Annotated in this window: 17 protein-coding genes and 1 tRNA gene; all 18 read right to left on the bottom strand. The window is 44.0% G+C overall.

From position 1 onward, the window contains the following. Positions 1–198 precede the first annotated feature (198 nt). Positions 199–3,426, bottom strand: a complete 3,228-nt coding sequence (gene carB / locus U9670_RS08035; RefSeq protein WP_323842336.1) for a carbamoyl-phosphate synthase large subunit — start codon at positions 3,424–3,426, stop codon at positions 199–201. Positions 3,427–3,438: 12 nt separating this feature from the next. Beyond that, entirely contained in the window at positions 3,439–4,245 is an 807-nt protein-coding gene (locus U9670_RS08040) for a toll/interleukin-1 receptor domain-containing protein (protein ID WP_323842335.1), read from the bottom strand. A gap of 25 nt (positions 4,246–4,270) precedes the next feature. Beyond that, on the bottom strand, positions 4,271–4,939 hold the full coding sequence (locus tag U9670_RS08045) for a Fic family protein (RefSeq protein WP_323842334.1): 669 nt from the start codon (positions 4,937–4,939) through the stop codon (positions 4,271–4,273). Next, the gene (locus U9670_RS08050; RefSeq protein ID WP_323842333.1) at positions 4,939–5,883 is read right to left on the bottom strand and encodes a restriction endonuclease; all 945 of its coding nucleotides are present in this window, start codon (positions 5,881–5,883) and stop codon (positions 4,939–4,941) included. The genes U9670_RS08045 and U9670_RS08050 overlap by 1 nt, the downstream gene beginning before the upstream one ends. Positions 5,884–5,959: 76 nt before the next feature. Then, a complete protein-coding gene (carA, locus tag U9670_RS08055) occupies positions 5,960–7,111 on the bottom strand; it encodes a glutamine-hydrolyzing carbamoyl-phosphate synthase small subunit (RefSeq protein WP_323842332.1) in 1,152 nt (383 codons plus the stop codon). 244 nt (positions 7,112–7,355) lie between these two features. Next, on the bottom strand, positions 7,356–8,429 hold the full coding sequence (locus tag U9670_RS08060) for a DUF475 domain-containing protein (protein WP_323842331.1): 1,074 nt from the start codon (positions 8,427–8,429) through the stop codon (positions 7,356–7,358). A gap of 90 nt (positions 8,430–8,519) precedes the next feature. Then, a tRNA-Leu gene (locus U9670_RS08065) sits at positions 8,520–8,604 on the bottom strand. Between the two features lie 108 nt (positions 8,605–8,712). Further along, complete coding sequence (locus tag U9670_RS08070) at positions 8,713–9,327, bottom strand: nicotinamidase (RefSeq protein WP_323842330.1); 615 nt, start codon at positions 9,325–9,327, stop codon at positions 8,713–8,715. A 94-nt stretch (positions 9,328–9,421) separates the two neighbouring features. Next, the gene (locus U9670_RS08075; RefSeq protein WP_323842373.1) at positions 9,422–10,234 is read right to left on the bottom strand and encodes a ferredoxin--NADP reductase; all 813 of its coding nucleotides are present in this window, start codon (positions 10,232–10,234) and stop codon (positions 9,422–9,424) included. Between the two features lie 96 nt (positions 10,235–10,330). Continuing rightward, positions 10,331–11,806 carry an NADH-quinone oxidoreductase subunit N gene (locus tag U9670_RS08080; RefSeq protein WP_323842329.1) on the bottom strand — a complete coding sequence of 492 codons (1,476 nt, stop codon included), beginning with the start codon at positions 11,804–11,806 and terminating at the stop codon, positions 10,331–10,333. Between the two features lie 11 nt (positions 11,807–11,817). Beyond that, a complete protein-coding gene (gene nuoM / locus U9670_RS08085; protein ID WP_323842372.1) occupies positions 11,818–13,446 on the bottom strand; it encodes an NADH-quinone oxidoreductase subunit M in 1,629 nt (542 codons plus the stop codon). Between the two features lie 4 nt (positions 13,447–13,450). Continuing rightward, positions 13,451–15,307 (bottom strand): NADH-quinone oxidoreductase subunit L, encoded by a 1,857-nt coding sequence (gene nuoL, locus U9670_RS08090; protein ID WP_323842328.1) that lies wholly within the window; start codon positions 15,305–15,307, stop codon positions 13,451–13,453. 7 nt (positions 15,308–15,314) lie between these two features. Beyond that, the gene (nuoK, locus tag U9670_RS08095) at positions 15,315–15,629 is read right to left on the bottom strand and encodes an NADH-quinone oxidoreductase subunit NuoK (RefSeq protein ID WP_323842371.1); all 315 of its coding nucleotides are present in this window, start codon (positions 15,627–15,629) and stop codon (positions 15,315–15,317) included. 46 nt (positions 15,630–15,675) lie between these two features. Next, on the bottom strand, positions 15,676–16,281 hold the full coding sequence (gene nuoJ, locus U9670_RS08100) for an NADH-quinone oxidoreductase subunit J (RefSeq protein WP_323842327.1): 606 nt from the start codon (positions 16,279–16,281) through the stop codon (positions 15,676–15,678). Further along, positions 16,278–16,832, bottom strand: a complete 555-nt coding sequence (gene nuoI / locus U9670_RS08105; protein ID WP_323842326.1) for an NADH-quinone oxidoreductase subunit NuoI — start codon at positions 16,830–16,832, stop codon at positions 16,278–16,280. Before nuoI ends, nuoJ begins: the two co-directional genes overlap by 4 nt. After that, complete coding sequence (nuoH, locus tag U9670_RS08110) at positions 16,833–17,858, bottom strand: NADH-quinone oxidoreductase subunit NuoH (protein WP_323842325.1); 1,026 nt, start codon at positions 17,856–17,858, stop codon at positions 16,833–16,835. Continuing rightward, positions 17,855–21,079 carry an NADH-quinone oxidoreductase subunit NuoG gene (gene nuoG, locus U9670_RS08115; protein WP_323842324.1) on the bottom strand — a complete coding sequence of 1,075 codons (3,225 nt, stop codon included), beginning with the start codon at positions 21,077–21,079 and terminating at the stop codon, positions 17,855–17,857. Before nuoG ends, nuoH begins: the two co-directional genes overlap by 4 nt. Then, the gene (locus tag U9670_RS08120) at positions 21,079–22,548 is read right to left on the bottom strand and encodes a complex I 51 kDa subunit family protein (RefSeq protein ID WP_323842370.1); all 1,470 of its coding nucleotides are present in this window, start codon (positions 22,546–22,548) and stop codon (positions 21,079–21,081) included. Before U9670_RS08120 ends, nuoG begins: the two co-directional genes overlap by 1 nt. Positions 22,549–22,572 lie beyond the last annotated feature (24 nt).

A 22,572-nucleotide genomic window follows, 5' to 3' on the forward strand; every position in this document is an offset into this window, starting at 1 on the left:
GGCAAATCATGTGATCAGATTTTTAAATACAAGTCAAAGTGGGTCTTCTAGCCACACAAATTCATCAAAAACATAAAGCAAAAACCCCAAAGTATTGACTCTTTGGGGTGTAAGCTCATTCAAAAAAAACATCACAAAAGATTCATAATCCAAATAAACACACTGGCCAAGATGATTACTCATCTACAAAGCCTGTGATTACAAACCCTGCAATTTATACACTTCAAACGGCAATACCAACTCATAGGCATCGCATACGGCTTTTGCACCATTCAAGGTGGAAGCATTAAAAACTTTGTGTTGCAAGGCCTCACGGCGGATAGAAAACGAATCAATATGGGCTTGCTTGCCCTCGGTGGTATTGACAATCAAATGCACTTGACCGTTTTTGATGGCGTCCACGATGTGCGGTCGCCCCTCATTGACTTTATTGACGCGGCTACACGCCACACCATTGTCGGTGAGTACGGTGTGCGTGCCACCTGTGGCAATAAGCTTAAAACCAAAACTTGCCAACCGTTTGGCAACTTCTACCACGCCTGCTTTATCGCTATCACGCACCGAAATAAAGGCGGTTTTGGTCTCGCCATTGACAGGCAAGCCTGTCAATCTATCGCCAGAGCCCAGCACCGCTTTATAATAAGCCTCGCCAAAGGTTTTGCCCACGCCCATCACCTCGCCTGTGGACTTCATTTCAGGCCCCAAAACAGGGTCCACGCCAATAAATTTGGCAAAGGGGAACACCGCTTCTTTGACGCTAAAATGGGTTGGCACGATTTCAGTGGTAAAGCCCTGCTCACGCAAACTTTGCCCTGCCATACAGCGTGCGGCGATTTTGGCAAGCGATTTGCCGATACATTTGGAGACAAATGGCACGGTGCGAGACGCTCGTGGATTGACTTCAAGCACATAAATGTCTTGCCCCTTGACGGCAAATTGCACATTCATAAGACCCACCACGCCAAGCTCTTTTGCCATAAGCGCGGTCTGCTGTCGCATTTGATCTTGAATGTCTTGGCTTAGCGAATAGGGCGGAATAGAACACGCCGAGTCGCCAGAATGCACGCCTGCTTGCTCAATGTGTTGCATAATGCCACCAATGACCACATCTGTGCCGTCCGCCACGCAGTCCACATCAACCTCTATGGCATCGTCCAAGAATCGGTCTAGCAAAACAGGGCTATCGCTGGACGCTTGCACCGCATCACGCAAGTATTTTTTAAGCTCATCTTCATTATAGACAATCTCCATTGCCCGTCCGCCAAGCACATAAGACGGACGCACCACCAAAGGATAGCCCACCTTTTGGGCTTCTTGCACGCCTTCATCAAAAGATTTGACAATGCTGTTATTGGGCTGTTTTAAGCCCAGCTTATCAATCATCGCCTTAAAGCGTTCACGGTCTTCGGCACGGTCAATGGCATCCACGCTTGTGCCAATAATCGGCACGCCTGCTTCTTCTAATGCCCTTGCCAATTTGAGTGGCGTTTGTCCGCCATATTGCACAATCACGCCTTTGGGCTGTTCAATACGCACAATTTCTAGCACATCTTCTAGCGTAATCGGCTCAAAATACAAGCGGTCTGACGTGTCATAATCGGTAGAGACGGTCTCTGGATTGCAGTTTACCATAATGGTTTGATAGCCGTCCTCACGCATTGCCAAACTTGCGTGCACACAGCAATAATCAAACTCAATGCCCTGCCCAATGCGGTTAGGACCACCGCCGATGACCATAATTTTGTCGGTATCGCTTGGGTTTGCCTCGCATTCGTCATCATAGCTTGAATACATATAAGCGGTGGCACTTTCAAACTCGCCTGCACAGCTGTCCACTCGCTTATAAATGGGGAATACGCCAAGCTCCCAACGTTTTTTTCTCAATTGTTTTTGGCTAATGCCCATCAAATGGCTAATGCGAATATCCGACAAGCCTTTTCTTTTAAACGCAAAAATATTGTCATAAGTCAAATCGCTCACGCCCAATGATTTAATGTGGTTTTCGGTTTTGACAATGTCGTCAATATAACTTAAAAACCAACGGTCAATGTTGCAAAGCTCAAACACTTCATCAATAGTGAACCCATTTCTAAACGCTTCGGCAAGATAAAAAATGCGTTCTGGCGTGGGCGTGGTCAGTTTGTTTTTGATTAAATTGACCGCTTCGTCTTTGTGTAAATGGTCAGGCACAATCTCATCAAAACCTGATACGCCAATTTCAAGTCCACGCAAGGCTTTTTGTAGGCTCTCGCTAAAATTACGCCCAATCGCCATCACCTCGCCCACCGATTTCATTTGTGTGGTCAAAGTATTGTCGGCGGCGGCAAATTTTTCAAAATTAAATCGTGGGATTTTGGTAACCACATAATCCAAAGCAGGCTCAAAAGACGCAGGCGTAACACCCCCTGTGATGTCGTTTTTGAGTTCGTCAAGGGTGTAACCGACCGCCAATTTGGCAGCGATTTTGGCAATCGGAAAGCCTGTCGCCTTACTTGCCAAAGCAGATGAACGGCTCACTCGTGGGTTCATTTCAATGACCACCATTCGCCCATTGTCAGGATTGATACCAAATTGCACATTTGAACCGCCTGTCTCTACGCCAATCTCACGCAAAACGGCAATGGACGCATTACGCATGAGCTGATATTCTTTGTCGGTCAAAGTTTGGGCAGGGGCGACCGTGATTGAGTCGCCTGTATGCACGCCCATTGGGTCAAAGTTTTCAATGGAGCAAACAATAATGCAGTTGTCGTTTTTGTCTCGCACGACTTCCATTTCATACTCTTTCCAACCGATTAAACTCTCGTCAATCAAAAGTTGGTGGGTGGGCGATAAATCAAAACCTCGTGTGCAAATTTCTACAAATTCTTGCTTGTTATAGGCAATACCGCCACCACTTCCGCCCATTGTAAAACTTGGACGAATGATAACAGGGAAGCCAAATTGTTCTTGAATACTAACCGCTTCGTCCATCGTCTCGGCAATGGCGGATTTGGGGCATTCTAGCCCAATTTTTTTCATCGCTTGGTCAAACAAATGGCGGTCTTCGGCTTTTTGAATGGCGTCTTTGCTTGCACCAATCAATTCACAATTAAACTTGTCCAAAATACCGTGTTTGTCCAAATCCAACGCACAGTTTAGGGCAGTTTGTCCGCCCATTGTCGGCAAAATGGCGTCTGGGCGTTCTTTTTCAATGATTTTGGCAACCGTCTGCCAAGTAATCGGCTCAATATACGTAGCGTCTGCCATTGACGGGTCGGTCATAATCGTGGCAGGGTTGGAATTGACCAAGATGACACGATAGCCCTCTTCACGCAAGGCTTTGCACGCTTGGGCGCCTGAATAGTCAAATTCACAGGCTTGTCCGATGACAATAGGGCCTGCGCCGATGATAAGAATGGAGTTAATGTCGGTGCGTTTTGGCATAGGGGTCTCTCTTTACAGTTTTAATTTTCGGTTAAGTAAATCCACAACATCATTCAAACAACAACCATTATTCCACTCCATATATTTCCTACTTGAAATCAACTTTGGAATATCAGTTTTGTCTTTCATATCTACAATAACTAGACTATTATCATTAAATACAAGGTCAATCATTGAGGATAATTCCTCTTTTGCCCATTTGCTATTAAAAAAGTTTTCTGTAATAACAAAAATAGCAAACTCAGAATTATCAATCCCCTCACTTACCTTTTGATATATATTATCACCATAATCTATCTCATACTTATCAAGCCAGACAGGGATTTGGCGACTTTGTAGATATTCATATATTGGCTCTACAATTTTTTCTTTATCCAATGATGAATGACTTAGAAATATTTTTGGAATATGTGTATATGCTTTTTTATAGCTTGGATTTAATTCTTGTAATCTATTTTCTTCAACAAAAAAGAATAAGAAACTAGAATTTTCATTAATCAAAAAATCAATCATATCAGAATTTTTTCTATTGAAGTTTATTGCATTACCAGAACAAAGTAGTTCAATGTTCCTAATATTTCTCTTTATTATCTTATCGGGAAAATTTTCTCTCAACCATTCATCAAATTTTTTTCTAGCAGTTTCATTTACAAAAAACACCTCTAAATGGAATTGTAAATTGTATGGGCTATTATTTACATATACACAACAATCATAAATTTCATCTTCTGAAAAATTATTTAAAATAGCTTTAATAAAAGGTTTTTCTAATGACCTTTTAGCATAACTTAATTCAAAAAAATAAAAAATATCTGCCATTGGTTAATTACTTAATAAAAAATAGCTAAATCGTCATTCCATATAAACAATGCTCATAAGTCCACGCCACAATTTTTTCATCATTATTCGTTTCATAAAATTCGGATAATAAAGCATTCCAAATTTCAAGCTGACTTTCATTGATATTTAACACACCACAGCCCGCCGCCATTAGCTGATAATTAGCACAAATTAACGCTGTGCGTTTATTACCGTCCCAAAATAACTGACTTCTCATCATATAATACATTGTTTTTAAAATACGATGTGTATTTGATATTGGCAAGGTTTTAAAATCATTTAAAGTTTTTTCAACTTCGGATTGTACGGGAATATCAGGCACATAACTTACGCCACTAATGCCAACATTGCCTGTGCGTAATTCGCCCCAAGCAAGACTTTCATTATAAGCGACATAACTATTTACTTTACAAGCAAATTCCAAATCAAATTCATTATCCGATGATAAAATAAACTGCCACGCATTTTTTAAATTTAACACCACTTGAATGTCGTGGGTAGAAACACCACTTACGCCCATACCATCAATAATGGTTTTGGTTTGGGGAAAAGTGGTATTGACATTTTCTAGCCGTGAAATGCTATGAATAACTTCCACAATATTTTTACGAGCCAGAAAACGATTTTGTTCAAGGGTTAGGTTGAATTTATCTAGAATTTGTGAAGTTATCATTACTCAAAAAAATCTTCATCAATTTCGCAAATTTCTAGTACTTCTTTGATTTGAGTACCTACTTTGTACTTAATCATCAAAGTTACCAATTCTTTTCCGTCAATTAATACAATTCTACCCAATAGTTTTTGGGTATATTCTTTGGCTGACTTGGTAAATGAAGAAGTCGTGATAAATACACCCCTATCTACACCATTGCCCTGCAATGCCCCCAAAAAAGATTGCAGTTCTTTTGACCCTACGCTATTCTCGCTGGCATATCTTTTGGCTTGAATGTAAATATTTTGAATGCCTAATGGATCTTGTTTAATCACACCATCAATACCGCCATCGTGAGATTTACCAGTATGCTCAAACAAATTTTCTTTACCACCATAACCCATTGCAAGCAATAATTTTAAAACTGCTTTTTCAAAAAATAATGGCGTACCTTGTTGCAATTTATTTAACAATTCAACCGCAATTTCAGTTTCAATTTCTTTGATGGCATTTTTAGCTTGGGTCTCAAAATCTATTTCATCATTATCACTAACTGCAATCATTATATCGTCTGACTGTTTCTCTCTATCTTTAATTTCTACTCTACTTTTTAGATAGCTTTCCCATTCAGGCAAATCAACTTCACTATACAGTTTTTCGCTAATCTCTGTTTTATCTTGCCATAGCTGTGCCATTTTTAAGCCAGTTGGTGTAATTTGGTAGGTAGCTTTACTAATACGATTTAAAATACCTGCTTTAGTTAAAGAAGTAATTGCCCAAGCAATCGCATTCTCTACTTTTGACTGACCAAAATCAAAACGCAAATCCAAAACTTCATCAGAAAATTCTCCCCGCCTAATAACTTCTTGATAGATCTCTTGGCGTTTACGAATTTGACTGTCACTCATTAACTTTAATGTTAAAGCACGGCACTGGTCACGGCACTCGCGGTTATTAAAAATCATCATTTTCTCTTAAATAAGTTTTTTAAATTTGATGTGTTTATCTCAATAAAATCAAAATCATTTTAATAGCTAAAATTTACCCTCTAAACTTCTCAATCTCACTTACAAATCTATCAAACAGCGGCGAGCAATCGTGTGGACCGGGACTGGCTTCGGGGTGTCCTTGAAAGCTAAACGCCACACGGTCGGTGCGTTCAATGCCTTGATTGGTGCCGTCAAACAGTGAGCGGTGCGTGGTGCGTAAATTGCTTGGCAAGGTGCTTTCGTCCACCGCAAAGCCGTGGTTTTGTGAAGTAATCATCACCGTGCCATCATCAAGCTTTTGCACAGGGTGGTTGGCACCGTGATGTCCGTGTGGCATTTTCACCGTGCTAGCCCCACTTGCCAGTGCCAAAAGTTGATGCCCTAGGCAGATGCCAAACACAGGAATTTTGGTGGTATCGCAAATGGTGCGAATGCTATCAATGGCATAACCGCACGCAGACGGGTCACCTGGACCATTGGATAAGAAAATACCGTCTGGGTTTAATGCCAAAACTTCGCTGGCTGGCGTTGTCGCTGGCACGACCGTGAGCTTACAACCCCTATCGGCAAGCATTCTTAAAATATTGGTCTTAACGCCATAATCATACGCCACGACATTGTATTTTAATTCTGGTTTTTTAAAGCTTTCGCCACTATTGCTTAATTTTAAATCCCAAGAACCTTGTGTCCATTCAAACCCATTTGGGTCGCAACATTCTTTGGCTAAATCCAAACCATTTAACCCTTTAAAACTTCTTGCAAGTTCAATCGCTTGTTCATCAGTAATGTTATCCCCTGCGACAATCGCTCCATTTTGTGCGCCTTTTTGCCGTAAAATGCGGGTAAGTTTACGGGTGTCAATGTCAGAAATAGCGACAATATTATGCTGCTTTAAATAATCACTTAATGACATCTTGCCACGAAAATTACTGTACAATAATGGCAAATCACGGATAATCAAACCACTCGCCCACACTTTATGAATGCGTCCAGACTCGGCATCTTCGCTATTACAGCCTGTGTTGCCGATGTGCGGATAAGTTAAGGTAACGATTTGTTCAGCGTAGCTTGGGTCGGTCAAAATCTCTTGGTAGCCTGTCATCGCCGTGTTAAAGACCACTTCGCCTGTGGTTGTGCCACTTGCCCCCATGGATTTGCCGTGAAAAACCGTGCCGTCAGTCAGTGCTAAGATTGCTTTTGTCATCGCCTTATCCTATATTTTTATTAAATTTTTGCCATAAAAAAGCGAATAAAAATGAAATTTTGAAAAATAGTAAGGCGTGGTGTATGATAACAACCAGACTTTACCATTATCAATTTCATTTTTACTCGCTTGATATAGATTTTATCCATTATACATAACTTTACAAAAAATGACCAGTGCTTTTTTAAATTTTTAAACACTTGGTCATCTTTTTTTGTCTTAAGAGTTGTCAATTTAGATTCTTTCAATCAGCATTTTTTTTGTTATATTGTATTGAATTATACAAGGACAAAGCAATAAAGGCCACACCGATCAAACCTGTAATAATCTCAGGCACATGAAATTTGGTTGATAACAACATGATGATGGCAAGTGCACCAATGGCATAGTGTGCACCATGTTCTAGATACACAAACTCGCTAAGCGTGCCTTTTTCCACCAAATAAATTGTCATTGAACGCACAAACATCGCACCAATGGCAAGACCAAGCATGATGATCACAACATCATTGGTAATGGCAAATGCCCCAATCACACCATCAAAACTAAACGAGGCATCTAGCACTTCTAGATACAAAAAGCCTGCCATACCGCCTTTTAAGATGGTGGGAGATACACCTGTGGTATTGGTAATGGGGTTGCCTTTGGCATCACAAACCACCTCATCAGCATCGGCTTCACCTTCTAAGAGTGCAGATAATACGCTTACACCCAAATAAACCAGCACACCCCAAACGCCAGCAAGTAGCACCGCAGACTCTTTAGCTTCATCAACCCAGCTCATTGATATCATCAATACCACCAGTGCAATGAATACACTCATCGCATCCACCTTACTAAAACGCACCAAGCGAGATTCAAGCCAAGTAAACCAATGAATATCCTTGTCACCAAATAAAAAATTTAAAAATACAAGCAGCAAAAACATACCGCCAAAGGCAGAAATTTCAGCATGATGGGCGTTTAGATGTTGCGAGTATTGCGTTGGATTGTTAAGTGCCAAATCAACAACTTCAAGCATGCCCAAATTAGCTGTAATCGCAACAATCACAATGGGGAATACAAGACGCATGCCAAAGACCGCCACAAGCATACCAACCGTCAAGAAAATCTTTTTCCAAAAATCATTCCAGCCTTTTAATATTGAGGCATTCACCACCGAGTTATCAAAAGACAACGACACTTCCATGACTGCCAAAATGGCAGTTACGCCGATTGCAAGTAATGCACCTGAAATACCCCCATGAGAATAACCCCACCAAGCAGCAATGAAAAAGCACACCACTGTAAAAATGATATCAAATAAAAAATGTCTCATGTTAGCCCTTCACACCAAAAAAAATCATGTCAAAAAAACTTTTTGACATACAAATAAACCAATAATCATACGATTATTGGTTTTGAAATATGGTGGGGTCGGAGAGACTCGAACTCTCACACCTCGCGGCGCCAGAACCTAAATCTGGTGCGTCTACCAATTTCGCCACGACCCCAAGTTGTATAACATACCATCTTAAGATATTGTCTCAACGCTGTGTATTATACACAGTTTTAAAAATTCGGCAAGCATTTTTTAAAAAAATATAAAAAAACACGACAAATTACTGATTTAAAATATCTTTTGACTGCATGAATTTCACGCCCGCCATTGTCATGTCTGCCATTGCCTTATCCAAAGAACCATTAATATCAATTGGTGCGGTCGCATCTGTAATCACAACACATTCAAACCCAAAATCCACCGCATCAATTGCTGTCCATGCCACACAAAAATCAGTAGCAATACCCACGATATAAACGCTATCAATACCGCACTCTTTCAGGTAGCCTGTCAGTCCTGTTTTGGTCGATCTGTCTGCCTCCATAAAAGCTGAATAGCTATCAATATGGCGGCGATGACCCTTTCTGATGATCAAATGTGCTTTATCGGTCTTCAAATCAGTGTGAAAATCTGCATCTAAAGTACCCTGTACACAGTGCTCATTCCATAAAACTTGAGTACCATAAGACAATTCGATGGTATCCAAAGGAGCTTTACCAACATGATTTTGATAAAAAGAAATATGGTCGGCAGGGTGATGGTCTTGGGTCAAAATGACAGTATCAAACTGCTCAATCAGGGCATTTACGGTAGGAATGATATTTTTGGCATTTTCCACCGCCAAATTACCATCAATAAAACCATTTTGTACATCAACAACAAGCAAAGCCTTCATGGATTTTCCCCATTCTATATTCCACTAAAATATTGATTAAAGCAAAACAAAATTCCAACACGATACACTAAAATCACAAAGACCAATCATCAAACTACCAATAATTTTCCACTGCAATATTGCCGACACCCCTTCTATTCATGGACAAGCCTTTGTTTTTTAGTGCTTCTTTAGTATCATGCACCATCTGCGGATTGCCGCAAAGCATGATATGTGAGGTGGCGGGATTAAAAAATAAATCAAGACGCTCTTCTAATTTGCCATTTTCTATTAAAATAGGAATGCGAGCATTAAAGCAATCCGCCATATTCTCACGAGTAACAATAGCAACAAAATGCAACTTGGCAGGCTCATCTACCAATTTACCAAACTGCTTGGTCAGCTCATGGATTTTATCAACATAAGCAAGCTCTGCTTGTTTGCTGACGCTATAAACAAGTACGATATTTTGATAGTTTTGCCAAGTATTTAAATCACCGAGCATTGATAAAAACGGTGCAATCCCCGTTCCTGTGGCAAGTAGCCACAAATCAGACGGCATGGGTTCCTGATAGCGAGCAAGCGTCAAAAATCCGAAAGGTTCAGAGTTTAGATATAGCGTATCGCCAACTTGTAAGTATTGAAGCTGAGAGGTAAAAGCCCCATCAGGCACAACTACTGAAAAAAATTCTAAATACTCATCATAAGGCGACGAAACCACCGAATAGGCACGAAAAATCTTTTGGCTGATTGATGCTTTGGGCTTGCCAGCATTGGCGAGCAACTGCTCAGGTGCAATACCCAAACGCACAAATTGCCCTGCTTCAAAACGAAAACCATCAGGTCGTGTTGTGGTGAAGCTAAATAGTGTGGGCGTGATGGAAGTTTTGGATAAAACAGTAATAGGAATGGCGTTTTGGTCGGACATAAAGATGATTCTCACGATAAATTTTGCCCATTTTAACAAGCCCACCAAAAAAAACAAGTGCCAATCTGACACTTGTTTTATACTGATAAAAAACCGTCATGGCATGATGCTGGCAAGTGCTGCCAAATTCATCAATCCATTTGGCAAAATCCCAAAAACAACAATAAACGCTGTTGCAATCAGTAGCATGACACCACCTGCTTTAATGCCCCATTCATGATGCACATCAAATTCAAGATGTGCCTTAGGTCGCTGATATAGGCCAATCAGTACACGCAAATAATAAGACAGACCGATCGCACTGCCCATAATAATCAATAATGCTGCCCAAAATCTCATGCCTTGCACCGATGAGAAAATAATCATGACTTTGGTCATGAACCCTGCTGTCAGAGGAATGCCTGCCAACGATAACAGCATGATGGTTAGCACTGCTGTCAGCACAGGGCGACGCCAAAATAAACCTTGATAAAATCTTAGCTCATCTGCCTCACCTGAAATGGAGGTACGCCCACGCTCTTTATAAGGGCTTGACATCAGCGTAATCACACCAAATGCACCGATGCTTGTTAAAGCATATATTGCCATATACATGCTAATTACGCCTGTACTACCAGCACCCACGCTCAGCAAGGCCACCAATGCATAGCCAATATGTGCAATGGAAGAATAGGCAAGCAGGCGTTTTAGGTTGTTTTGGCGAATGGCAAGTAAGTTACCCAAAAGGATTGAGGCTACGATGATGAAAATCAGCACTGCATTAAAAGCGGTCAATGATGGAATGGCACTTACAATCAAAAATCGAATGGCAAGGGCCATCATTGCCACCTTGCTCACACTCGCTAAGAATGCCGCCACAGGGGCAGGTGCACCCTCATAAACATCTGATACCCAAGAATGAAATGGTGCAGCGGATAATTTAAAGGCAATCGCTACCAGCATCATTACCGCACCAAAAATGAACCATGACCCAATACGACCCTGATACAACGCCTCACCAATCTCTTTAAAGCCGAGCACGCCCACATCAGCAAAAATAAACGCCATACCCATCAACAGTGTCGCCGATGCGGTCGCTGATAATATTAGATATTTTAAGCCAGATTCTAGCGAACGAGCACGCAAAAATGTATAAGCAAGTATGCCATACATTGGCACAGATAATAACTCCAATGCCATAAAAAATGAAACCAAATGCGTGGCAGATGCCATCAGCATTGCACCAAGCGTACTGACAAGCATGAGCAAATACAGCTCTTCTTTATTGTCTTTTAAAGTTTGAAAGTAACCATAAGACAATGTACAACACGCCAAAGATGCAATTAAAATCACGGCAATATTAAACACCGCAAAACCATCAATGGTGAATAAATGGTTTGGTGCATCGATGGTAAAAAAGCCTAATGCTTGCAAAATTAACATGATTAATGCAGCGTTTAAGCCCAGCACACTGAGTGTGGCTGACCAAAAGTGCGAACGCTTAATGGCAATAGCAACCATCAATACAAGTGCTGTCAATGCCACAATCACCATCGGCATCAATGGCAATAAGGATTCAGTAAAATAATTCATAAAAACACCCCTTATTTACCATGCATGTCTGTATTTTGCTCATGAGTATGACCAGCGGTGTCATGCAATGCGTGCGATGGCCGAGCAGGAGGTTTGACCGCATATGCCTTGGCAATCCAAGTCATTGAGCTTTGCGATGCGTTCATCACAGGCTGTGGATATAAGCCCAACCAAATCAAGCCTGTCGCTAAAATAACAAGTAAACCAATCTCTCGCTTATCCAAATCTTTTAATTGCCTAGCGTGGGTTTGTGCGATGGCAGGTGCACCGCCCTCGCCAAACAACACTCGATAAATCAATACCAACGAATACAATCCACCAAAAACAAGACTGAGGGTTGCCAACACAACAATCACAGGATAGTGCTCAAAAGAACCTAGCAAAATCAAAATCTCGCCAATAAAGTTGCCAGTCCCAGGTATCCCTAAAAGAGCAGCACAAAAGAACATCAAAAACGGTGCAAGGTAGCGAAACTGCCCCCACATACCACCCATGAGTGTCAAATCACGGGTGTGCAGTCTTTCATAAATCTGCCCTGCCATGATAAACAGTGCCGCAGATGATAGCCCATGGGCAATCATCTGCACCATTAATCCTTGTAAAGACATCAAGTTGCCTGTATAAATTGCCAATAGCACAAAACCCATGTGCGAAACAGAAGTGTAGGCAAGCAGTCGCTTCATATCAGTTTGGGCAAATGCCAAAAACGCCCCATAAAACACACCGATGAGCCCAAGTGTGATGGCAATCGGTGCAAATTCCATAGAGGCATTAGGAAACAGCGGCAATACAAATCGGAGCAAGCCAAAAGCCGCTGTTTTAATCAAAATCCCTGCCAAATCCACCGAACCTGCCGTGGGTGCTTGGGCATGAGCATCAGGTAGCCAGCCATGCAACGGAAAAACAGGCAATTTCACCGCAAAACCGATAAAAAAGCACAACATGATGGCATATTCCCACACACCCAAATCTATACCAAGTAAGTCATGGTAGTCAAAACTAAGATGCTGAGTTTGGCTAAAATGAATGATCACGAGCGTCAAAATGCCAATTAACATGATAAGGCCAGATGCCTGAGTATAGATAAAGAATTTGGTCGCAGCATATTCTTTAGTTTTTCCACCAATGGCGTTATGTCCCCATAGTGCAATCAAAAAGTAAATTGGCAATAACATGAGCTCCCAAAAGAAGAAAAATAAGAATAAGTCAATTGCCAAAAATACACCTATCACACCACCTAATGACCACAAAAGGTTTAGATGAAAAAAACCCACACGGCGTGTGATTTCACCCCACGAACAGCCCACCGCCATCACGCCTAAAAATGCGGTTAAGGCCACCATCATCAGGGCAAGTCCATCTAAAACAAGATGAAATGAAATGCCAAGTGATGGAATCCAAGGCAAGACAAACTGAGCCGCCCAAGGCAATGCGTGTGCATCTGTCGTGCCATCGGTGGCAAGCAGATGGCTAAAATCTCCCTGTTGCCATAACATGAGACTGACACCTAATGTGGCAAGCATGGCAAACAATGCTATCCAGCGTGGCAATTTATCATTTACTTTTTCAATCAACCAACATAAAAAACCTGCCAAAAAAGGAATGGCAATCAATGTCGGCAAAAGCCAATTCTGTTCTATCATATTACACCACCATCATCATTGCCAAGATTAGCACCACGACCAAACCCAAGCCAAAACTCACAGCGTGCGAGCCAAGCTTTCCTGTTTGTGCTTTGGTGATTAAACGGTTACTCACACTTGCTAATGCAGGCAATAGATTCCAACATTTATCCATAGGATCGGCTTTAAAAAAGTTGCAAATTGCCAAAAATGGCTTAACAAACACAATGTCATACAACGCATCAAAGCCCAAACCGTGATAACACCAATAAGTGCAAGCACCGCCAAAGGTTGATTTGGTCCATGTGTTTAAAATTTTACCCTTATTGATTACAAATAAAAAATAAGCAACCATCAGACCCAATGCTGTTAGCCCCATGGCGATGATTTCTGCTGTGTGCTTGCCTTCATGCAGTGTGCTACCCACACTTGCTGGCAAAACATGATTAAGTGGTGGTTGAATGAATGCGCCCAGACCTGTGGACAATATGAGCAATGTGACCAAAGGCAGGGCATAACTAATACCAAAGAGCTTTTCACCGTGCGTTTTTTGTTCTCCAAAAAACACCAAATAAATCAAACGAAATGTATAAATAGCAGTCAAAAATGCACCAACCGCCCCTGTCCAAAACAGCCATTGATGCCCTGTGGCATAAGCTTCCCACAAAATGGCTTCTTTGGAATAAAAGCCCACTGTAACAAAAGGTAGTGCCACCAAAGCACCGCCACCGACCACAAAGCTTGCAAATACCAAAGGGATTTTTTTGTACAAACCACCCATCTTAAAGATGTTTTGTTCGTGGTGTACCGAAACAATGACCGCCCCACTTGCCAAGAATAACAACGCCTTAAAAAATGCGTGTGTCATCAAGTGAAAAATCGCCACTTGCCACGCACCCACGCCTAGGGCGATGAACATATAGCCAAGCTGACTCATGGTAGAATACGCCAAAATGCGTTTGATGTCGGTTTGTGCCATGGCACAAAAACTTGCCACCAACATTGATAAGGCACCAATCCCACCCACAACATATAACAGTGTGTCAGGCGTCAAAACAAAGAGTGGATTCATGCGAGCGATTAAATACACGCCAGCGGTTACCATGGTGGCAGCGTGAATGAGTGCCGAGACAGGGGTGGGGCCTGCCATCGCATCAGCAAGCCAAGTATGCAAGGGAATTTGTGCTGATTTACCAAACGCACCAAATGTCAGCATGAGCGTGGTTAAAATCATCATAGGGTTATTAACACCAAAGACTTCTGGAGCTTTTGTCGTGATGGCGTGAATGTCAAGCGTACCAAACTGTTGATACAATAAAAAAAGCCCAATCGCCAAAAATACATCACCAACACGAGTTACCGTAAATGCCTTAATTGCTGCACGGCCATTGGCACGATTTTGATAATAAAAACCAATCAAAAGGTACGAGCAAATGCCCACACCCTCCCAACCAAGGTATAATAGTAATAAGTTATCCGCCTGTACGAGCAACAACATACTGGCGACAAATAAGTTTAGATAGCTAAAAAATCTAACAAAACCTGCATCACCTTTCATATACCAGCTGGCAAATAGGTGAATCAAAAACCCCACGCCTGTAATAATTGCTGTCATGGTCAAAGACAATCCGTCCAATGCCAGACCAAAATTAGGGGCAAAATCACCCACCGATAACCAAGTCCACAGCTTAATAAAAAAAGGCTTATCTTGATGATTTGCCAAATAATCCATGCCAGCAATCGCTGTCGTTAAGGCGGATAAAAATAGTACGCCCACACCGATGATGGTGGCAAATCTTTCAGGCATTTTATCTCGGCATACGACCAAAACCAAAAAACCAATCAAAGGAAAAATAAAAGTCAGTGCCAGCATATTCATGATGATTTCACCCCTTCAACTTACTGGCATGATTGACATCAAGACTTTTGAAACGATGATAAAACTGTAGCACGATAGCAAGTCCAATCGCCGCTTCTGCTGCCGCCAAGGTCAGCACAAAAATAAACATAATTTGCCCATCTGGCGAACGATGAATATTGCCTGCCACCACAAAAGCAAGAGCGGCAGCATTCATCATAATTTCAAGACTCATCAAAATAAACAGCACATTACGCCGTGCCATTACGCCACACAACCCAATCAAAAACAAGACTATCGCCAAAAATAACGCATGCTCAGAAGCAATACCAAGCCCCACCATATCACTGCCTATTTGATTGGCAAAAGGCGTTACGGTCTCATTCATCTTAAACTCCATTGTGTGATTGATGGGTAATGTCATCGGTGTTTTGCACCAGTGTCTCTTGGCGTGCAAAATGGCTTTCGTTTTCATCGTCCAAGGCTTTTTTGCCCAAGTGATACGCTGCCACCAATGCTCCCAATAGCAAAAACGCTGCCAGCTCAACCAACAGCACATATTGTCCATACAAATGTTGCCCCACTGTCTTGGCATCAACAGTGTGTGTAGACAAGGGTGTGCTGTCTGCATTTACCAAAATTATTGACATAACCGCCCCAATAATCAGTGCCAACGCTGTCGGTGTTGCCCACGCTTGTGCTGACAACCACGCTTTTTCTTGGGTGGTGTCATTGCCCAGATTGAGCATCATAATCACAAATACAAACAGCACCAAAATCGCCCCTGCATAGACAATCATCTCCAAAATCCCTGCAAAGGGCGCACCCAAAATAAAGAAAATCCCTGCCACCGCAAGCAATAACACAATCAACGACAAAATGGCGTGCACAGGATTGGCGTGCGTTACCACCCTAAGGCTTGCGATGATTGCCACCAAAGATAAGGCATAAAAGCCCACCACATCGGCATTTGCCAACAAATTTAGTATATTCACGGCAACAAACTCCGTACATCAATGGGCGTATCTTCACGCTCGTGGCTTCCTTTGGGTTTGCCATCAGTTGCCATTCCTGTGACACGATAATAATTATAGTCAGGGTATTTGCCTGTACCGCTAATGAGTAAATGCTCTTTTTCATACAGCAGATTTTGGCGGTTGTATTCGCCCAATTCAAAATCAGGGGTCAGCTGAATGGCGGTGGTTGGACACGCTTCTTCGCACATACCACAAAACACACAGCGACTAAAATTAATCTGAAAAAACTCAGGATACCAACGCCCATCTTCTCGCTCGGCTTTTTGTAGGCTAATACAGCCCACAGGACACGCCACCGCACACAAGTTGCACGCCACACAGCGTTCATCGCCGTCTGGGTCTCGTGTCAGCACAATCCGCCCACGAAAACGGGGCGGTACAATCTCGCTAGCAGGCACTTCTGGGTACAGCACCGTATCACGGGGGCGAGTGGCGTGGCTATTTACCATCCACATAGACCGCACAAGGGTAAAAATGCCCACCGCTGTGTTTTTTAAAGTTGCAAACATTTAATTCACCATCAAAATAAAAAACGCCGTGGCAAGCAAATTGACCAGCGTTACAGGCAAACACACTTTCCAGCCAAAATTCATCACTTGGTCATAGCGTGGACGCATAAGCGACCCACGAGCCAAGACAAACAAAGTCATAAAAAACAAAGTTTTAATCAAAAACCAAAACACAGGTGGCACAAAGGGAATGTGTAGATTAAAAGGTGCAAGCCAACCCCCAAAAAACAGGCAAGTCATCAACGCACTAATGAGTACCACATTGACATATTCGCCAATAAAAAACATACCGAACTTCATACCAGAGTATTCCACGTGGTAGCCTTCTGCCAATTCTTGCTCGGCTTCTGGTTGGTCAAAGGGGTGGCGGTGCGTTACTGCCACGCCTGCCACCACAAAGGTCAAAAAGCCCAAAAACTGCGGTATCACATTCCACACGCCCACTTGTGCCTCTACAATATCACGCACATTGAACGACCCTGCTTGTGCCACAACCCCCATCAAAGACAAGCCCAAAAACACTTCGTAGCTTATGGTTTGGGCGGCACTTCTTAATCCACCCAATAGCGAAAATTTGTTGGCAGATGCCCAGCCCCCAAACATCACCGCATAGACTGCCAAGCCTGCCATTGCAAAGAAAAACAACAAGCCAATGTCCCAATCTGCCACCCCCAAAGTGGGCGACAACGGAATAATGGCAAAACTTGCCAAAGCGGTAAACATCGCAATGGCAGGGGCAAGCGTAAACATAAATTTGTCGGCAAAATTGGGCGTCCAATCTTCTTTAAAAAAGATTTTGAGCATATCTGCCACCAGTTGCAAAGAGCCTTGCCAGCCCACACGGTTTGGTCCATAGCGGTCCTGCCAAAGGGCAAGCATTCGCCGTTCGTAGACAATCATAAGGGCTGCGGTAATCACAAGCCCCAAAAAAATGACCACCGCTTGCACACCCAAAAACAGCCAAGACCACGCTTCAAAGCCAAGCACGCCACTCAAAAAAGACGGCACATCAGGGACAATTCTCATTGGGCTACTCCTGTGCTGGTGTTTGGTGTGCTAGTGTTTGGTAGGCTTGCGGTCGTGTGTGGCAAAGGCATCACTTGACTGGCACTCAAATCCACATTAACCGTTTGGTTTTGGTTGTTAAAGGTGTCGGTTTTGCCATTGGTGTTGATAATAGCAAGGCTTGGGGCGTGCTTGCCTGCCACCGCCTGCACCCTTTGGGCGTACATCGGCACAAACACAGGCACATCGTCCACTTGCTTGACACTGGCAGGCAAATAAGCGTGTAACGGCACAAGATTGGCAATATAGCCAATACAGCCGTCCGCCACATAATCACACACCGCCACAGGTAGAACAATGCTTTGCTCGTTTTGGTCAATTTGTAGCAAAGTGCCGTCTTTTAGCCCCCACAATTTGGCATCGTCGGCATTGACCCAAAAACAAGCAGCTTTGATTTGGCTTGCCACCACAGGACTTGATGCCACCAACGCATTGGACGCAAACAAATTGTACATCGGCACCAGTTTGGCACGCCCTGCAAACACGCTACTGGCAAGGTATTTAGGGACGGTTTGGGCGGTATAATGCGTGTCGGTTTTGGGCAAATAGTCAAACAAGCGAATGCCCACATCACCGCCTTTTAGGTCGCCACCGACTTTGGTTTGTAATTTGTTCCACGCTTGTGGCGAATTCCACCCTGCACTCCACGCAAAAGGAATCACAGACGCATCGGTTTCTTCGCCCACATAGCCTTCCATTGAAAAGGTCAAGGCAGAATCGGCGTCCTTAGGTTGCATTGGTTCGTGAATGGAGAGTTTGGCACGCAGTGATGTTCGCCCTGAATAACGGCGTGGCTCTCGGGCAATTTTTAGCCCTGTAATGCGATAATCGGACAAAGGGGCAACTTGTTTGACAAGTGCCAAATTGGGATTGACGCTTGCCAATTCATCAAGCAATTCATCAAAATGTGGCACGCCCTGCCCTTGTCCCTGTCTTTGTCCTAGGGTATCACCAATGGCAAACAGCCACCGCCACGCATCTTTGATGTCGGTGTGGGGCAAATAGTGCTTTTTGTCATACACGGCAAAATACCGCTGAGCTCGCCCTTCGGCAGACACCAAAGTGCCATCGCCTTCGGCAAAAGACGCCACAGGCAAGACAAAATCGGCACGCTCGTGCCAGTCATAGCGTTGGTGGTCAAGCACAATCAATGTATGGGCAAACAGTTTGTCTTTTTGGCTTTGGCTAAACCCTGCCAAGTCGTTTTCTAGTATCAGTGCCACTTCAAAGTCGCCTGCCAGCACTTCTTCTATCGGCTTACCGCCAAGCAAATCCAGCCCCACGCTATTGGCACACGGCAATACCATATACACGCCTGCTTTGTCGGCATAAGACTCATTTTGGGCAAGGCTGTGCATTGGCTTACGCACACGGGCTTCGTCTTTGACAGGCAAATCGGTGGCAGGGTGTTCAGGTTTGGCAAGCAGTTCTGGATTGTGGGTGGGGGTGTCGGTTTGGGCGGATAATTTGGCTTGTTCTACTTCCAAATATTGGCGTTCGGTCGCTTTGATTTGGGTGCGTTTTTGGCTTAACATTTGGCAAATGTAGCCTGTGGCATTGACAATGGCGGACGATTCTAGGCTTGTGCCTGCCACGACAAGCGGGCGGTCTGCCATCAACAAATCATAGGCAATATGATGTGCCAAATAATCCAAACTGTCCCACGCCTTGTCAATGTCGTTTGGGTGTAAATTGGCGGTATGCTCTTTGGCAAAAATCGCTTCTTCGTCTTGGACAATTTGTGCCAAATCATCGCCAAAACTTGCCAATACATCGCCCACTTTGTAGCCCAAAGTGGCAATCTCTTCAATGTCTGCCACGATAGCGGTTTTGGCAATGTCGGTCAGTTTGGTGTCTGCCACGCTTGCCACATAAATGGGGCTGTACTGGTTTTGTCCGATACGGCGAACAGGCTCGGCAAGCCATTCTTGGGTTTTTAGGGCGGTCGCCATTTGCACCGCTTTGTTTTTGGCAGCTTGGCGGATAGACAACGCCACACGGCTGGCGGTTTGGGTAACATCTTCGCCCAATACAAGCACGCAATCGGCTTTTTCAATTTGTGCCACGCTGACATTATGCACGCTGTGATGACGAAGTAGCGACACGCTGTCTGCCACAAGGCGTTGGCTGTGGGCGGTCTGCCCTGTGCTATAATGTGCATCGCCCACCAGTGTTTTTAGGGCAAAATTGCTCTCCAAACTGGCGTTTGGGCTACCAATACCAATCACGCTTTTATTTTTTAATAACTGTGCCACACCGTCTAGGGCAAACTCACTACTCACCACGATATGGGTGCCGTGCGTGGCTTGCACTTTGGTTTTTTCAAGCGGTGCCAGTGGACGGTTTGCCAAATTGACATAGCCATAGCCAAACCGCCCTTTGTCGCACAAAAAATAGCCATTGACATCAGGATTGTAGCGGTTTTCAATCCGTCTTAATTCGCCATAACGCTCGCCTGCCGAAATGTTGCACCCTGTGGAACACCCTGCACACACACTAGGGGCGTATTGCATATCCCATTTGCGGTTGTAGCGGTCAGAGTGGGTTTTGTCGGTAAACACCCCTGTGGGGCAAACTTCGGTCAAATTACCACTAAACTCGCTTAATAATTGTCCGTCATTTTCACGCCCAAAATACACTCGGTTGGCGGACGCATACACGCCAAAATCCGTGCCACCTGCATAGTCTTTATAAAAACGCACACAACGATAGCACGCAATACAGCGGTTCATCTCGTGGTTGATAAACGCCCCCAAATCTTGGTTTTGGTGGGTGCGTTTGACAAAGCGATAACGGCGACGGTTATGCCCAGACGCATAAGTCATATCCTGCAAATGACAATGCCCCCCTTCTTCACAAGTGGGGCAATCGTGGGGGTGGTTGGTCATCAGATATTCCACCACACGCTTGCGAAAAGCCACCGATTCGTCATCGTCAATAGAAATATACAGGTCGGTGTTGGTTGGCACCATACAGCTCATCACGATGCGACCACGCCCTGCTTGGCGGTCTTCTTCATTGTTGTACTGCTTGACAGCACATTGACGGCACGAACCGACCGACCCCAAGGCAGGGTGATAGCAAAAATACGGTACATCAAGCCCCAAAGACAAGCACGCCGACAACAAATTGTCCGCACCGTCCGCTTCATAGACCTTACCGTCCAGATAAATCTTTGCCATTATGCGTCTCCTTGTGCCTGTGCTGTGGGCGTAACTATTGGCGTAACTGTGGGGGGTGGCGTATGGGTGCTGATTTTGCCGTCAAATTCGTGTTTAAAGTATTTTAGTGCCGACATCAAAGGCTCCATCGCCCCTGGGGCGTGGGCACAAAAGGTTTTACCCAGCCACAAATCTTTTGTCAGCTCGCCAAGTTTTTCCACATCGCCCATTTGCCCTTGCCCTGTGTTTAAGGCGTGCAAAATCTTGACCCCCCACGGCAAGCCATCACGGCACGGCGTACACCAACCACAGCTTTCACGCTGAAAAAACACCTGTAAATTGTGTAATAATTTGACCATATCTTGGGTCTCGTCCACCACCATCATCAAGCAAGTGCCAAGCCGTGAGCCTGCTTTCATAATCGGGTCAAAGTCCATCACAAGGTCAAGATGTTCATCTTTGGCGGTCAAAAAATCGGTACTTGCACCCCCTGGTAGCCACGCTTTTAAGGTCAAGCCGTCTTGCATACCACCTGCCAGTTCAATAATCTCTCGTGCGGTATAGCCAAAAGGCAACTCCCAAAGCCCTGCGTCTTTGACACGCCCAGAACACCCCATAATCTTGGTGCCAGGGGTGTCAGATTTGCCTTTTGCCTTGGGCAAATCCAAATACCACTCCACGCCATTGACCAAAATGGCAGGCATATTGTTGAGCGTTTCTACATTATTGACCACGGTAGGGCGACCCCACGCCCCAGAGACTTGCGGAAAAGGCGGTTTGGTGCGTGGATTGGCTCGCCGTCCTTCCAAACAGTTTATCAAAGCGGTTTCTTCGCCACAAATATAACGCCCTGCCCCTGTGTGAATGTGCAAATCAAAGCTAAAATCGGTGCCAAGAATATGCTCGCCAAGCAGATTATTGGCGATACACTCGTCCACCGCTTTTTGCAACCGCTCGGCCGCCAAAATATATTCGCCACGGATAAAAATATAGCCCACGCTCGCCCCAATCGCATAGGCGGTGATGAGCATTCCTTCAATGAGCTGAAACGGCAGTCGCTCCATAAGCAGGCGGTCTTTAAAAGTGCCAGGTTCCATCTCATCGGCGTTACAAATCAAATAGCGTACGCCACCGTCTGGGGGTGTCATAAAGGTCCATTTAAGACCAGCGTTAAAACCTGCCCCACCACGCCCACGCACATTGGCGGTTTTTATCATCTCGCCCACTTCGGCTGGGGTTTTGGATAGGGCGATTTTAAGTCCGTCAAAGCCTTGCAAACTTTGATAATCGGCTAAATTTAGCACCGCATCAAAATGTGCCAAGCGAAAAGTCAGCGGGTGGCTTTTGATGGTGGGCAGTTGTCCGTCTGCCAAGCCCACGCCCCAAATGGGCGTTTTTTGGCGGTTTAATTGACTGGGCGCAAGTCCGCTTTGGCGTGCCGTGATTTGGCTTACCAAATCGGCTTTGTTATTGGTTGTGTGATAGTGCATTTGCTTTATTGTATCGTGCATTGG

The organism is Moraxella tarda, from assembly GCF_035181405.1.
Classification (GTDB): Bacteria; Pseudomonadota; Gammaproteobacteria; order Pseudomonadales; family Moraxellaceae; genus Moraxella.